This window comes from Fictibacillus iocasae, from assembly GCF_042665465.1.
GTDB classification, from domain to species: Bacteria; Bacillota; Bacilli; order Bacillales; family Fictibacillaceae; genus Fictibacillus; species Fictibacillus iocasae.
Genome location: NZ_JBHTCP010000009.1, coordinates 130944 through 145437 on the forward strand (window position 1 = coordinate 130944; position 14494 = coordinate 145437).

Below are 14494 nucleotides of genomic sequence, written 5' to 3' on the forward strand. Positions count from 1 at the left end.
TGTTACTTCAAGAAACAGAAAATACACTTCTGTAGGATTTGAAAAAGCATTCTTTAGATAAAAAAATCATATTTTTCCGAATAAAAAGACCAGCCTGATCGGCTGGTCTTGAGCCACCTATGTATGGTGGAGACGGTGGGAGTCGAACCCACGTCCAAAGATAACGGCACTTAAGCTTCTACGAGTGTAGTCGATCTATTCGCGTTTCGCTAATCCGTCTGCCAATCGACAGGCGTCAGAACAGCTAGCCTGATTGTGCTCTTCCTTCGTCCTCAGGCGGAGGACAGCCGGCGTATCCTACTAAGAGTGAGTCCCTTACCCTACCACGTAGGCAATGGAGGGAGGAACAGCTAAAGTGCTATTAAGCAGCTAAAGCTAGGTTGTTGTTAGTTTTGCCAGTTATTGGCTTTGGCGTTTTAACGAGGCCGACCCCCTCGACTCGCAACTTAAGCTCGAACTACCCCTGTCGAATCCGTAGCGTCCCCATATAAAAGTATGAGATGTGAAGAAATGTTCCTTCACAGTACTACGAGTATAACACAGAAAGTCAGTGAACTAAATGTCACTTTCTGTAAAAACTACTCCTTTTGACGGTCGCGGAAGGCACGCTCGATTTCGCGCTTAGCGTCTTTTCGCTTCAAATCTTCTCGCTTGTCATAGTTTTTCTTACCCTTCGCAATTCCGATCAAAACCTTCGCGAATCCGTTCTTCAAGTACATTTTCAGAGGTACAATGGAATACCCTTTTTCCTTCGTGGCCCCAATCAGCTGGCTGATCTGCTTTTTGTGAAGCAGCAGCTTGCGCGTCCGGAGCGGATCATGGTTGAACCGGTTTCCTTGCTCGTACGGGCTGACATGCATGTTATGAAGAAATAGCTCTCCGTTTTGAACGCGGGCGAAGGAGTCTTTCAGGTTTGCTTTGCCTGCTCGGATGGATTTGATCTCAGTGCCCTGAAGGACGATTCCTGCTTCGTATGTGTCTTCGATATGATAGTCATGTGTCGCTTTTTTGTTTTGAGCGACGACTTTTCCTTCGCCTTTTGGCATCTGATGGTCAATCCTTTCCTAAAAGAGTTGCATGATCGATTATAACAAAATTGGTCAGAAAACGTCAAGGTTCAGCCGAAGAGGCCGCTGAACCTTGACCGTCATCCTTACTTTTTCTTTTTCTTGCCTTTTTTCGCGACCGGCTTATAAAATGGCTTTTTCTTGCCTTTAACCGAAGGCTTGCTGTCCTTGCTGCCTTCCGCACTGCGGCCGCCACGGCGTCTGCGTCCTCGGCTAGCTCCGCCGCCATCGATCACCTTTTGGCGTTCTTTCGGACGGCGTCTCGGGGTGCCTTTCATGCCGACGATTTCAAAGTCGATTGCACGCTCATCGATGTTCACGTTCGCGACTTTTATGGAAATCTCATCGCCAATACGGAACACGTTACCTGTTCTTTCCCCGATCATCGCCATGTATTTTTCATCATAACGGTAATAATCATCTGTCAGATAGCTGACGTGTACGAGACCTTCGATCGTGTTCGGCAGCTCGACGAACAATCCGAAGTTCGTGACCGAGCTGATAACACCATCGTACTCTTCCCCGATCTTGTCGACCATAAACTGCGCCTTCTTCAGATCATCCGTCTCACGCTCGGCATCAACAGCGCGGCGCTCCATCGCAGAGGAATGCTTGGCGATGCCCGGCAGCTCGCTCTTCCAATGGCTGACGGTTTTTGGGTCCGTTTTTTTATTGAACAAATATGTTCTGATTAAACGGTGGACGATCAGATCCGGATAACGTCGGATCGGTGATGTGAAATGCGTGTAAAATTCGGTGGCAAGGCCGTAATGTCCGAGAGAAACATGATCATATTTCGCCTGCTTCATCGAGCGAAGCATTATTTTCGAAATAACCATTTCCTCTGGCTCACCCTTCACCGTTTCGAGCAGCTGCTGCATCGTCCGTGGATGAATGTCACCCGGCGTGCCTTTCAATGCGTAGCCGAACATCGCCACAAATTCGAGGAAACGTTCTACTTTACCTTCGTCTGGATCTTCGTGAATACGGTACATGAACGGAATGTCTATGCGGTGAAAATGCTCGGCGACTGTTTCGTTCGCACAAAGCATGAACTCTTCAATTAAGCGTTCGGCAACTGAACGCTCACGCAGTACAATGTCCTGCGGGTCGCTGTTTTCATCTACAAGCACTTTTGCTTCGCTAAAATCAAAATCGATCGCGCCGCGCGCAAAGCGCTTTTTGCGCAGCACTTCCGCCAGCTCTCCCATGAGCTTAAAGAACGGAATAAGCGGCTCGTAGCGTTCTGTGACCGCCTCATCCTCGTCCTGCAGGATTTTACGGACATTCGTGTACGTCATCCGCTCTGTTGTGCGGATCACACTTGGGAAAATGTCATGCTTGACAACATGACCATCTTGATTGATTTCCATCTCACACGAAATAGTGAGACGGTCGACTTTCGGATTCAATGAGCAAAGGCCATTCGAGAGACGGTGCGGAATCATCGGAATTACGCGGTCTACGAGATATACGCTCGTTCCGCGGTCCTTCGCTTCCACATCGATCGGCGAACCTTCTGTCACATAATGAGAAACGTCGGCAATATGAACGCCGAGCTTATAGTTGCCGTTCGGCAGCTTCTCCACGTTAACGGCATCATCCAGATCTTTCGCGTCTTCGCCGTCAATGGTGACGATCGTTTCTTCCCGCAGATCACGGCGCCCCTCAATATCTTTCGGGTCAATCACGTCTGGCACGCTGTTCGCCTGATCGATCACTTCAGCCGGAAACTCGCGAGGAAGACCGTGCTTGAAAATGACCGAAATAATGTCCACACCCGGGTCATTTTTGTGGCCGATAATATGAATGATTTCACCCTCGGCGCTGTTGCGACCTTCCGGGTATTTCACGATCTTCACGACGACTTTATGTCCTTCGACCGCTCCGTTCACTCCGTCTGCCGGAATGAAGATATCGTTCGGGATGCGCTTGTCGTCTGCGACGACGAAACCAAAGCTGCGGCTTTCCTGGAACGTCCCAACGACTTCTGTCACGCCGCGCTCTAAAATACGGATGATCGTGCCCTCTGGACGTGAGCCTTGAGAATCGGCGTTCAGCCTAACAAGAACGACATCGCCTGTCATCGCACCGTTCATATCCGACTGCGAGATATAGACGTCCTTCTGTCCCTCTTCTTCGGGGATAAGGAAAGCAAAGCCTTTTGCGTGCCCCTGCACTTTCCCTTTTATCAAATTCATTTTCTGCGGGAGGCCGTAGCGGTTCGTTCTCGTGCGGACGACCGCTCCCTCCTCCTCCATCTGGTTCAGCGTCAGAACAAGCTGTTTAAAGCTTTCGGCATCCTTCAGCTGTAGGCCCTCTTCAAGCTCCTGAACGGTCAATGGCTTCTCGGATTGCTGCATGATATCTAAAATGGTTTGTTTATCCACTATTTTTCCTCCTTTCGGGACGGAAAATGGACAGCGTTACTCTGACCAGTCAAGAGATTCAAGGAACGTGTGAACATCCTTGTGAAGCTGTTCTTTTTCTTTGCCCAATGTAATAACATGTGTTGAGTTTTCGTACCATTTGATGTCTTTATGATCGCTTTCGGCTTCTTCATATATAATATTTGCCGAATTCACATCAATCATTTCATCGTGCCGCGCCTGTACGACGAACAGCGGCGCATACACCATGTCGACTGAGTTTCGCACCTCTGCAATCAGCTCCTGCAGTTCTCTCAGTGTATTCATCGGCGTTTTTCCAAAGTCTTCCATTTCACTGTCGATCTGCTGCTGCGATTTATCTTCCCTGCTTTTATATTCCCTCGCATAGGCGCAAACTCCTTCAAACATTATCTCCTCGCTTTTAATATACATGGGAGAACACATCGGAACGACACCCATTACAGGCTGAGTGGTCGCCAGCTTGAGTGAGAACACACCGCCAAGAGAGAGTCCGCATACTGCGATTTCTTCATATCCCTTTTCTTTCAGCTCGGTGTAGGCGTCCATCACGTCCTGCCACCAGTCAGCTGGACCAGTTTTGACAAGCTCCTCTGGCGGAACGGCATGTCCTTTGTATTGCGGCGCCATACATGTATATCCTTGCTTATTGAGATAGCGGCCCATCATCCTGACATCGGCTGAGCTTCCTGTGAAACCGTGCAGCATCAGAACGGCACGCTTTCCTCCTTCAAAGAAAAATGGTTTAGGTGCGCTGATTTTCATCATGTTGCATAACTCCTTACTTCATTAAAAATTGAAACACTTCGTCGATCAGCTGCTCCTGCTCCACATCATGACAGATCATGTGCTTCGACTGCTGCAGGTAACAAAGCTTTTTTTGAGGCGACGAGATGGTACGGTATAAGTATTCGGCGCTTTTTTTGGGCACGAGCCCGTCACATTCCCCTTGAATGATCAATGTCGGCGCCTGTATGTCACAAAGCGATGGTTTTAATGTACGAACAAGCTTGCGAAATTCCCTCGTTGCGCTAAAAGGGGTGTCCATAAACTTTTTCTTGTAGCGCAAAAAAAGTTCATGATCCTTTAGCTGTCCGGAAATGCCAGATCTAACCACATCATATATGTCCTTGAGCATCTGAGCAGGGTTCATATAATACGCACTTGCACTAAGAAGGATCAGCTTGTCACAGCCATATTTCGATGCCAGATAGCCGCCGATCATACCGCCCATGGAAAAGCCGAGAATGTAAATCACATCTGCTTTTTCACGCAAATCAAGATACGCCCTCTCTGCTTCTTCAATCCACTCGGTATGCGTGATTCCCTTAAGGTTCAGGATGTCGCCATGACCCGGATAGGTCGGTACAGACAAAATCCAATCTGTGTGTTTCTTTAAATACTCTGTCACAGGCTCAATCTCATACGGACTTCCCGTGAACCCGTGTAAACAAAGACAGCCTATCATACAACCACCTTTTTTACTTATAGGATACCCTATTGCCGCTCTGGTGAACCATTGCAGGCACTTGCAGGAATGCGAAAACGGCAGGTGCTTGTACACCTGCCGTTTAAAGGCTTTTTCTCTATAACGTTTTCCGCTGCCGTTAAGCTAATCAGCCACGTTTACTTATAGGAAATAAGCTACTGCGATGGAAAGCACGAAGAACAAAGTTGCCAGAATGACTGTCAGCTTGCTCAATAGTGCATCGATACCGCGCGCTTTTTGTTTTCCGAAAAGCTGTTCCGCACCGCCTGTAATCGCACCGGAAAGGCCTGCAGAACGTCCTGACTGAAGGACGACCACGACGATTAAAGCGATGGACACGATAATAAGAAGAATGGTTGCTGCTGTTTGCATATGTAACACCTCCACCGTATCCGCTTTGCATTACTTTAAATGTATCACAGCAAAGAGGGTGAGGCAAAGTGTTTTTCAACTTTTTCCGGCTCATGCCTTATCCGTTAAACTCTTTATGAAAGATATAAAGCCTAAGAGCCCGTATTTCGCTCACTTTTTTATTGAGGAGGCCGATAATATGTACTTTCACGCCTTTTTTGACGGCCTCTTCCAATGCTATGTCCAATGTCTTATCTCCGTCCAGAAGCTCCGTGCCAGCATCAAGCTTCACCTTCAGCAGCTGCTGCTTATGCTCAATAGTGAACGCTGTTCCGCCAGCATCCCGGACACTGCCGACGATGCTGACCGGGTCAGCGTGGTATGGATGATGAGATGCATTTTTAATGCTGCCCGACATTTCACTTCACCTCTTTGCCTGTTGATCATTTGCTTTTACCCGTCGTTTGAGGATTTTGAACGTTTCACGACAACATCCTCATATGTTTCTGATTTGTCACGCGCGTCCTGTCCGTTGGTGATCTGCAATTCATATACGCGAATATAGAGAATCATAAACAGCATCATGATAAATCCTAGCAATAATTTAAACCGAAATATTCGGGATTTCCGCTGCTGCCGGCTTTCTGTAACAGCCATTGACCATTCCTCCACTGATAGTATATGAAAAGGCTTTGTTATAATTTACTCTTCCCGCAAACTTTTCAAAATAGAATGTTGATGATGGATTTCATGATACTTTCATGATAAGTGTCAGATTATTTCAAACAAAAAAACGGAATCCCTTATGTTTGGGGACTCCGTTTCCCTTCTTCCAATTCCAGCATATAGCCGTACCTGGGAAGGCTGATTATTTTATCGCCATAATTGTTCAGTTTCTTTCGTAATCGATAGACGAGTGCGGTAATCTCATCGTTGCCTACATCAGGAACTGCCTGACCCCCGTGACCGAGCCGCTCCGGCCAAACATAAATTTTGATCTCATCATAGCTGACAGCCTGATTTTTCCTCGCATGCAGCAGCATGAGCAAATCCGTATGCTTTCCTGACAAAATGACATGATGATTATCAATCACCACCTGGCGCCTCTCTGGAATGATATAAAGGCCTTCCTCCATTCTTGCCAACCCGCCGGCAGGCATCGAAAGCTCCATCGTCATATCCCAGTCCGCTTCCGCACCGCCGGCAAACGTGAAGCAGACCGCCCCTTTAGCCAGCGTGATTCGATCTCCATCCTTCAGCTCATTTTTTAAATAAGGCGTCAGCGCCGCACCGTTCAGCTCCGTCCCATGCTTGCTGCCCAAGTCTCGGACATACACCTTACGATTTTCAGTGGTAATTTCCGCATGATTTCGAGAGACGTACGGACTTTGCAGCGCAACATCAAGCATCAACCTTGGATTGACCCTTCCGATACTTAACGTTTTGTCCTCTGTTAACGGTATAATGCTGCCTGCCTCATATGGATCTCCTATCTCTATTTTCAAATAATCTTTCCTATCCATTTCCATCTTCCTCCGCCCACCAACGTGCTTATTAGCATTGTAAACAAAATCGGGGTCCGGTACCACAAAAAGACACATTCAGTGAAAAGTCCACACCGAATGGACAAAGTTAGACTTTTGAAACATTTTCAAATCTGGTACGTTAATAGAAAGAATTTGTATGGTTGTTAACCGAAAGCGAGGCAAATCAGAATGACAGAAAACCACGAACAGCTGAAAACGATGCTTCAAGACATTGAAAAATGGGAGAAAGATCAGAAAAGCCTATGGTTCTGGGAGCGTATCGGCCGGATTCCCTTTATGCTGCTGGACAAGTTCACACCCAAGTTTATCCAAGACAAGATGATGACCTTAGTCGATGAGATCGGTGGTTTCGTACAGACAGGCGGACGCTACTTGATCTCAGAAAAGGCGATATTAAACCGCTTTGCCAAGCATAGCGGCGTTTTGGACGAAGACGTTTCAATCGAGACCGCCGCGTCGATGCCGATCGCAGTGATGGATGAAGTCGCCGAAGACCTTCGTTCGTCGCGCAAGAACATCGCGGCCGTCCAAGGGGCTTCCACAGGTGTAGGCGGTATCTTCACACTGGCTGCGGATATTCCGCTCAGCCTCGGACTGGCACTTAAAACGCTGCAGGAGATCGCTCTTGCCTACGGCTATGACCCGCATGAGAAGGAAGAGCGCTATTTTATCATCAAGTGCCTTCAATTTGCTTCTTCCGATGTGGTCGGTAAGAAGGCGATCCTAGAGGACCTGACGGCGCTGAACAAAAGTGAGGCAAATCGTCAGGCGTTCTCACAAATTCAAGGATGGCGCGAGGTGCTTATGACATACCGTGACAACTACGGCTGGAAAAAGCTGTTCCAGATGATCCCGATCGCCGGTATCGTGTTCGGCGCGTTCATCAACCGCAGCGCGATCGATGAGGTAGCGGAAACCGGGATGATGCTTTATAAGAAACGCCGGGTGCTGGAAAGGTTAAATTGAATGATTGTACGATGCCGCCGTTTTGGCGGTTTTTTTGTTCTATTCTCGGAGGATGTAGCGATAGTTGTTTGATTTACCCTCCGCCGGCAACCGCATACTCTGAAGAACTCTCATGGCTGTGTGGGATGAAGGAATATGTAAAAAGAGCCTCGCTTCTTTATTAGAAATAGAAGTAGAAAAAAGGAAACTGTAATCGTTTAGGGCGTGGAGGTAGGCATCACGGTGAGTGTGCTGGCAGTTCGTGCAGCGCCAATTGCCATATTGTCTTTGCACTGAGAACTCATAGCAAGATCCACATTGTACACCTGTCATAATTTCGTGCTTTTGAATATGATAGTGCGATAGAATGTCCGTTTCATTATCTGTATGATTTTTTAAAAGAAAGGCGGTTATTTTTTTGAGGTCACTTTTTGTGAAGATAGGAAGAGGATGCAAATTCTTGAAATGTTCCAGTTTTTCCGGGAGATTCTCGGACGAATCACCTTTAATTTTGCTTTTTCAGGATACTTATTAGAGAATGTGATGACCGAAATAGAATTCGTAAAACATGCGAGGTGTTCAATCGGGATTTGTTGAAACGGTTTATGTTGCAGCAGCATCATTAAATGAGCGGATTGCCTTCCCGCCTGGTTAACCGGGTCCTGAAAAGCTTCCTGTTCTCCATTTAGTGTCCGGATGATTTGATCCGCCAAATGATCAAAATGGATGTTGCCGTTGATATTCTTCACCTCAACGACGGCGATAAAATAAGGAGTGACAATGAGCGTATCAATTTGAAAATAATCCTTGGTCTGGATAATGGGAAGCCTTAAATCATGGAACACTAAGATTTCTTTATCCGTTATGAGTTCCAAGAAATAATCTAATGATTTCTCTCCCTTATACCCCGCTTCCAGCTTCGCCAAATCACCTTCAATATACTTCCTTTTCGGATGATTCGGCATCAGCCTCCGTGACAACACCTCTAATTTAACGAGTTTCAACGTGCGTTTTCTCATTTTTTTAATCATCTCATCACCTCACCTTTATTTTTCATCATAATCGTGTATTGTTGAAAAATCTAAGCAGAGAAATGGAAAAATCCGCTCATTTTTAAGCTGTTTTTGATGATTTGGTTAGGGTGGAATCATGATTTTGGCGTTATAAGGCTGATATAAGTTGGGGAAACATTTAATTTTTATGGAATTTTGTAGGCATCACAACAAAATTTCTGTTTCTTACAGCAGTTTTGTGAAATGTCACAGCAACTCTAAAAAAAGTTAAAGCATTTTAGCTTATTGTCACAGCATTTAATAGAAAAGTTACGACAATTGCTCAAACTCCATCACCCTGGCTAAGATTCTCATCTCACCTTCCATCCTTTTTTCCAGAACATGATTAATTGAAGCCCTAACAAGAAGTAGTTTTTACCGATTTGAAGAAAAAGAAACGTTCAAGGGCTTCATATATGTCAAAAAACACCCTATTTTTAAAAGAATGTGTAGGCATCACAACAAAGTTAGGATTTCTTACAGCAGTTCTGTGAAATGTCACAGCAACTTTTAAAAAAAGTTAAAGCAGATCAGCTCTTTGTCACAGCATTTCAGAAAAAAGTTACGACATTTTCCCAAAACCACACAAAAACCCCCGAATCGTCATCCGGGGGTTCAATCAATCTCAATTACTTTTTAAGGTTGTAGAACGTGCTCATTCCTGGGTAGATGGAAAGGCCGCCTAGCTCGTCTTCGATGCGAAGAAGCTGGTTGTACTTCGCAACGCGGTCCGTACGTGACGGAGCACCTGTCTTGATTTGGCCAGCGTTTGTCGCAACTGCGATGTCAGCGATTGTGCTGTCTTCTGATTCACCAGAACGGTGAGAGATAACCGCTGTGTAGCCAGCGCGCTTCGCCATTTCGATCGCGTCGAATGTTTCTGTCAACGTACCGATTTGGTTTACTTTGATTAGGATGGAGTTTGCGATGCCTTTTTCGATACCTTCAGAAAGCTTCGCTGTGTTTGTAACGAACAAGTCGTCACCAACGAGCTGAACACGGTCACCGATGCGCTCTGTTAGAAGCTTGTGGCCATCCCAGTCGTTTTCGTCAAGACCGTCTTCGATTGAGATGATCGGGTACTTGTTCACGAGGTCTTCGTAGTAAGCGACCATTTCTTCAGACGTTTTCACAAGGCCTTCACCTTTAAGGTGGTACTTGCCGTCTTCTTTGTTGAATAGCTCAGAAGAGGCAACGTCCATTGCAAGCTTCACTTCTGAACCTGGCTTATATCCAGCGCGCTCGATTGCTGTCATGATTGTTTGAAGCGCTTCTTCGTTAGAGCCTAGGTTTGGAGCGAATCCGCCTTCGTCACCTACAGCAGTGTTCAAGCCTTTTTCTTTTAATACAGACTTCAGGCTGTGGAAGATTTCAGCGCCCATGCGCACTGCTTCAGAGAAGCTTTCAGCGCCAACAGGCATAACCATGAATTCCTGAATGTCCACGTTGTTATCAGCGTGCTCGCCGCCGTTAAGGATGTTCATCATTGGAACTGGAACTGTCTTAGAGTTGAATCCGCCAAGGTAAAGGTAAAGCGGGATTCCAAGGTAGTCAGCAGCTGCGCGTGCAACCGCCATAGAAACACCAAGGATCGCGTTAGCGCCTAGCTTGCCTTTGTTTTCCGTTCCATCAAGCTCGATCAATGTTTGGTCGATGCCGACTTGGTCAAGCACGTCAAAGCCAACTAGCTCTGGTGCGATGTTTTCGTTTACGTTGTTTACTGCGTTAAGAACACCTTTTCCAAGGTAACGCTCTTTGTCGCCGTCACGAAGCTCAACGGCTTCGTATTCACCAGTGGATGCACCTGATGGTACGATCGCGCGGCCGAATGCGCCTGATTCTGTGTATACTTCTACTTCAACTGTCGGGTTACCGCGAGAGTCAAGGACTTCACGTGCGTAAACTTCGATAATTTGTGGCATGAAAACCTCTCCTTTATGGATCATTTTTTTGTTCCGGATAAGGGTCATTTATCCGGGATTTTTCGGGCATGACGGCAAGGGTCATTTGCCGTGCTGCCAGCTTTACTTTTGAATCAATGTTTTTCCTGTCATTTCTTTTGGCTGATTTCCACCAAGAAGGTTCAAGAACGTTGGTGCAAGATCGGCTAAGATTCCGTCTTCACGGAGACTCACGCCGTCTTTCGTCACGATGACCGGCACAGGGTTTGTCGTGTGGGCAGTCATCGGCTTGTCCTCCATCGTCACGACTTCATCGGCGTTTCCGTGGTCGGCAGTGATGATGGCTGTTCCGCCTTTGGCGATAATCGCATCGACCACTTTTCCTAAACATTCGTCAACCGCTTCAACCGCCTTGATCGTCGGCTCCAGCTTTCCGGAATGGCCGACCATGTCCGGATTGGCGAAGTTCAGGATGATCGCGTCGTGCGCGTCAGCCTCGATTTCTTTTAACAGCGCGTCCGTTACTTCATAAGCGCTCATCTCAGGCTTCAAGTCGTAAGTCGCGACTTTCGGCGAATCGATCAAAATTCGCTTCTCACCTGGGAATTCGGCTTCACGTCCGCCGCTGAAAAAGAAGGTAACATGCGGATACTTCTCTGTTTCCGCGATGCGAAGCTGCTTGAAGTTTTGCTGTGACAGCACTTCTCCAAGAGTATTATCCAAGTTCGTCGGCTTGAATGCAACATTTCCTTGCACTGTTTCACTAAAATGCGTCAAACACACAAAGTGAAGGTTCTTAGGGAACTTTTCGCCGCGGTCAAATCCACGGAAGTCTTCGTTCGTGAAGACTTGCGAGATTTGAATTGCGCGGTCAGGACGGAAGTTGCAGAAAATCACAGCATCGTTATCCTGAACAGTTGCAACCGGCTCTCCGTTTTCTTTTTTCAAAACAGATGGCAATACGAACTCATCATAGATTTCGTTCGCATACGAGTCTTTTACGACGTCCATCGGATCTGTATAATCAGGACCTTCGCCATAAGCGATGGCACGGTACGACTTTTCTACTCGGTCCCAGCGCTTATCGCGGTCCATAGAATAGTAGCGTCCTGACAATGTCGCGATTTCTCCGACGCCTAGCTCCTTCATCTTTTCGAGTGTCTTTTCGATATACTGCTCAGCGGATTGCGGAGGAACGTCACGGCCGTCTAAGAAGCCGTGAAGGTAAACGTTCTTCACGCCGCGCTTTTTCGCCAGTTCAAGCAAAGCAAGAATATGGTCGATGTGGCTGTGAATGCCGCCGTCAGAAAGAAGTCCGAAAATGTGAAGGTTCGTTCCTTCTTTTTTCACGTGTTCCATCGCATCAACGAACGTTTGATTTTCTGCAAAATCACCTTCGCGGATGGCTAGGTTCACGCGCGTCAAGCTTTGGTATACGATTCGGCCTGCGCCAATGTTTAAGTGGCCGACCTCAGAGTTCCCCATTTGTCCTTCAGGAAGACCGACTGCTTCACCGCTTGCAACAAGCTGTGCGTGAGGGTACTTCTCCCAGTAGCGGTCGAAGTTGGGCTTGTTCGCTTGTGCCACGGCGTTGCCTTTTTCCTCTGGGCGGCAAGCGAAGCCGTCTAAGATGATCAATGCTACCGGTTTGTGGCTCATTTGCTTACACCTTCTAAAAGCTGCAGATAAGACTTAGGGTCAAGGCTTGCTCCGCCGACTAACGCACCGTCGATATCAGACATACCCATCAATTCTTTGATGTTATCCGGCTTTACGCTGCCGCCGTACTGGATGCGCACAGCATCAGCTGCTGATTGTGAGAACTGCTCAGCCACTAGGCTGCGGATGTAGGCACATACTTCGTTTGCATCTTCAGAAGAAGCGGTCTTGCCTGTTCCGATCGCCCAAACTGGCTCATAAGCGATCACCGTTTGCGTGACTTGTTCTTCCGTTAGGCCTGCGAGACCTTTTTCAGTCTGCTCTTTTACAACCTCTTTTGTGCTTTCAGATTCACGCTGTTCAAGCGTTTCACCAACACATACGATCGGCGTCAAGCCGTGCTTGAATGCCGCGTGTGTCTTCTGGTTCACAAGCTCGTCCGTTTCAGCGAAAAGCTCACGGCGCTCTGAGTGTCCAAGAATCACATATTGTACGTTCAAATCTTTAAGCATAACAGGTGAGATTTCACCAGTGAACGCTCCGCTTTCTTCAAAGTGCATATTTTGTGCACCAACAGAAAGAGGCGTTCCTTCTGTTTCGTCTGCCAGGCAGTCAAGGAAAAGCGCCGGGGCACAGATGACAGAGTCAACCGCTTCAGCTGATGGCACTAGACCTTTTACTTCTTCCACAAAGCTGCGCGCCTCAGAAAGTGTTTTGTTCATTTTCCAGTTACCCGCAATTATCGGTTTACGCATGTGTATCACCTCTTTAGAAATTTTCGATTTTGTTAACGGGGGTCATCCGTTTTCATCATCGAATAATTAGCTTACTTGTCGTTTAAAGCTGTAACCCCAGGAAGCTCTTTCCCTTCCATAAACTCAAGGGAAGCGCCGCCTCCTGTAGAGATGTGGCTCATTTTATCAGCTAGTCCGAACTTTTCAACAGCTGCCGCAGAATCTCCGCCGCCGATCACGCTGTATGTGTCTGTCGCTTCTGCAAGAGCGTTTGCGACAGTGCGTGTGCCGTTTGCGAACGCATCGATTTCGAATACGCCCATCGGTCCGTTCCAAATCACAAGCTTAGAGTTTTTGATGACTTCAGCATATTTTGCAGCTGTTTTGGTTCCGATATCAAGGCCTTCCCAGTCAGACGGGATTTCGCTGATTGGCACGATTTTCGTGTTTGCATCATTGGAAAAATCGTCAGCGACAAGCACGTCTTCAGCGATCATGAAGTTCACGCCTTTTTCTTTCGCTTTTTCCATGAAGCCTTTCGCTGTTTCGATCTTATCTTCTTCAAGCAATGACTTACCAACATCATGTCCAAGCGCCTTGATGAACGTGTAGCCAAGACCGCCGCCGATGATTAGGTTGTCAACTTTATCTAAAAGATTGTTGATAACGTCAATTTTATCCTTAACCTTCGCTCCGCCAATGATAGCCGTGAACGGACGGTCAGGGTCGGAAAGAGCTTTTCCGAGAACTTCCAATTCTTTTTCCATAAGAAGACCAGCAACAGCTGGGATGTGCTTCGCAATGCCTGCTGTTGAAGCGTGAGCACGGTGAGCAGCACCGAACGCGTCATTCACATACACATCCGCAAGACCGGCAAACTTTTCAGCCAGCTCTGCATCGTTCTTTTCTTCACCAGGGTAGAAACGGACGTTTTCAAGCAGAATCACGCCGCCTTCTTCTAATGAAGAAACGGCATTCTGTACTTCTTCGCCGTATGCTTCGTTTGTTTTGACAACTTCCTTGCCAAGATGCTCGCTCAATTTTTTCGCAACGGCATCCAGACGCAGCTCTTCAACCACTTGTCCTTTTGGACGGCCAAGATGGCTGGCAAGAAGCACCTTCGCGCCTTGCTCTGTTAAGTATTGAATGGTAGGAAGAGCAGCACGGATACGCGTATCGTCTGTTACTTCTCCATCTTTCATCGGTACGTTAAAGTCTACGCGGCAAAATACCGTTTTGCCTTTCACGTCGATGTCGCGAACTGATTTCTTGTTCATAAGTACTCGAGACCTCCTGACAGGGTGGGTATTTTTAACAAACATAGGAAAGAGGAGTAGAGTA

At 47.1% G+C, this 14494-nt stretch carries 14 protein-coding genes and 1 other RNA gene; 1 reads left to right on the plus strand and 14 read right to left on the minus strand.

Annotated features, from left to right (window positions below):
* Window positions 1-124 precede the first annotated feature (124 nt).
* The 9 genes from ssrA to ACFQPF_RS04850 form a co-directional block, all read right to left on the minus strand.
* Window positions 125-485, minus strand: a transfer-messenger RNA (tmRNA) gene (gene ssrA, locus ACFQPF_RS04810).
* Between the two features lie 93 nt (window positions 486-578).
* On the minus strand, window positions 579-1046 hold the full coding sequence (smpB, locus tag ACFQPF_RS04815) for an SsrA-binding protein SmpB (protein ID WP_379747106.1): 468 nt from the start codon (window positions 1044-1046) through the stop codon (window positions 579-581).
* Between the two features lie 107 nt (window positions 1047-1153).
* The gene (gene rnr, locus ACFQPF_RS04820; protein ID WP_425589395.1) at window positions 1154-3457 is read right to left on the minus strand and encodes a ribonuclease R; all 2304 of its coding nucleotides are present in this window, start codon (window positions 3455-3457) and stop codon (window positions 1154-1156) included.
* A 36-nt stretch (window positions 3458-3493) separates the two neighbouring features.
* Complete coding sequence (locus ACFQPF_RS04825; protein ID WP_379747108.1) at window positions 3494-4243, minus strand: alpha/beta hydrolase; 750 nt, start codon at window positions 4241-4243, stop codon at window positions 3494-3496.
* 13 nt (window positions 4244-4256) lie between these two features.
* Window positions 4257-4943 (minus strand): alpha/beta hydrolase, encoded by a 687-nt coding sequence (locus ACFQPF_RS04830; RefSeq protein ID WP_379747110.1) that lies wholly within the window; start codon window positions 4941-4943, stop codon window positions 4257-4259.
* A gap of 162 nt (window positions 4944-5105) precedes the next feature.
* Complete coding sequence (gene secG / locus ACFQPF_RS04835; RefSeq protein ID WP_094254089.1) at window positions 5106-5336, minus strand: preprotein translocase subunit SecG; 231 nt, start codon at window positions 5334-5336, stop codon at window positions 5106-5108.
* Between the two features lie 97 nt (window positions 5337-5433).
* Window positions 5434-5733 carry a hypothetical protein gene (locus ACFQPF_RS04840; protein ID WP_379747112.1) on the minus strand — a complete coding sequence of 100 codons (300 nt, stop codon included), beginning with the start codon at window positions 5731-5733 and terminating at the stop codon, window positions 5434-5436.
* Between the two features lie 35 nt (window positions 5734-5768).
* The gene (locus tag ACFQPF_RS04845) at window positions 5769-5972 is read right to left on the minus strand and encodes a hypothetical protein (protein ID WP_379747114.1); all 204 of its coding nucleotides are present in this window, start codon (window positions 5970-5972) and stop codon (window positions 5769-5771) included.
* Between the two features lie 146 nt (window positions 5973-6118).
* Window positions 6119-6838: an FHA domain-containing protein gene (locus ACFQPF_RS04850; RefSeq protein ID WP_379747116.1), complete on the minus strand. Its 720-nt coding sequence runs from the start codon at window positions 6836-6838 to the stop codon at window positions 6119-6121.
* Between the two features lie 192 nt (window positions 6839-7030).
* Between ACFQPF_RS04850 and ACFQPF_RS04855 the strand changes: the two genes are divergently transcribed.
* Complete coding sequence (locus ACFQPF_RS04855; RefSeq protein ID WP_379747118.1) at window positions 7031-7828, plus strand: EcsC family protein; 798 nt, start codon at window positions 7031-7033, stop codon at window positions 7826-7828.
* 389 nt (window positions 7829-8217) lie between these two features.
* Here the strand turns inward: ACFQPF_RS04855 and ACFQPF_RS04860 are convergent, their stop codons facing one another.
* The 5 genes from ACFQPF_RS04860 to ACFQPF_RS04880 form a co-directional block, all read right to left on the minus strand.
* A complete protein-coding gene (locus ACFQPF_RS04860; protein ID WP_379747120.1) occupies window positions 8218-8838 on the minus strand; it encodes a nuclease-related domain-containing protein in 621 nt (206 codons plus the stop codon).
* Window positions 8839-9488: 650 nt separating this feature from the next.
* Entirely contained in the window at window positions 9489-10781 is a 1293-nt protein-coding gene (eno, locus tag ACFQPF_RS04865; RefSeq protein ID WP_379747122.1) for a phosphopyruvate hydratase, read from the minus strand.
* 102 nt (window positions 10782-10883) lie between these two features.
* Window positions 10884-12419 (minus strand): 2,3-bisphosphoglycerate-independent phosphoglycerate mutase, encoded by a 1536-nt coding sequence (gene gpmI, locus ACFQPF_RS04870; protein ID WP_379747124.1) that lies wholly within the window; start codon window positions 12417-12419, stop codon window positions 10884-10886.
* Window positions 12416-13174 carry a triose-phosphate isomerase gene (tpiA, locus tag ACFQPF_RS04875; protein WP_379747126.1) on the minus strand — a complete coding sequence of 253 codons (759 nt, stop codon included), beginning with the start codon at window positions 13172-13174 and terminating at the stop codon, window positions 12416-12418. The genes gpmI and tpiA overlap by 4 nt, the downstream gene beginning before the upstream one ends.
* Window positions 13175-13245: 71 nt before the next feature.
* Complete coding sequence (locus ACFQPF_RS04880) at window positions 13246-14430, minus strand: phosphoglycerate kinase (protein WP_379747128.1); 1185 nt, start codon at window positions 14428-14430, stop codon at window positions 13246-13248.
* Window positions 14431-14494: the final 64 nt, after the last annotated feature.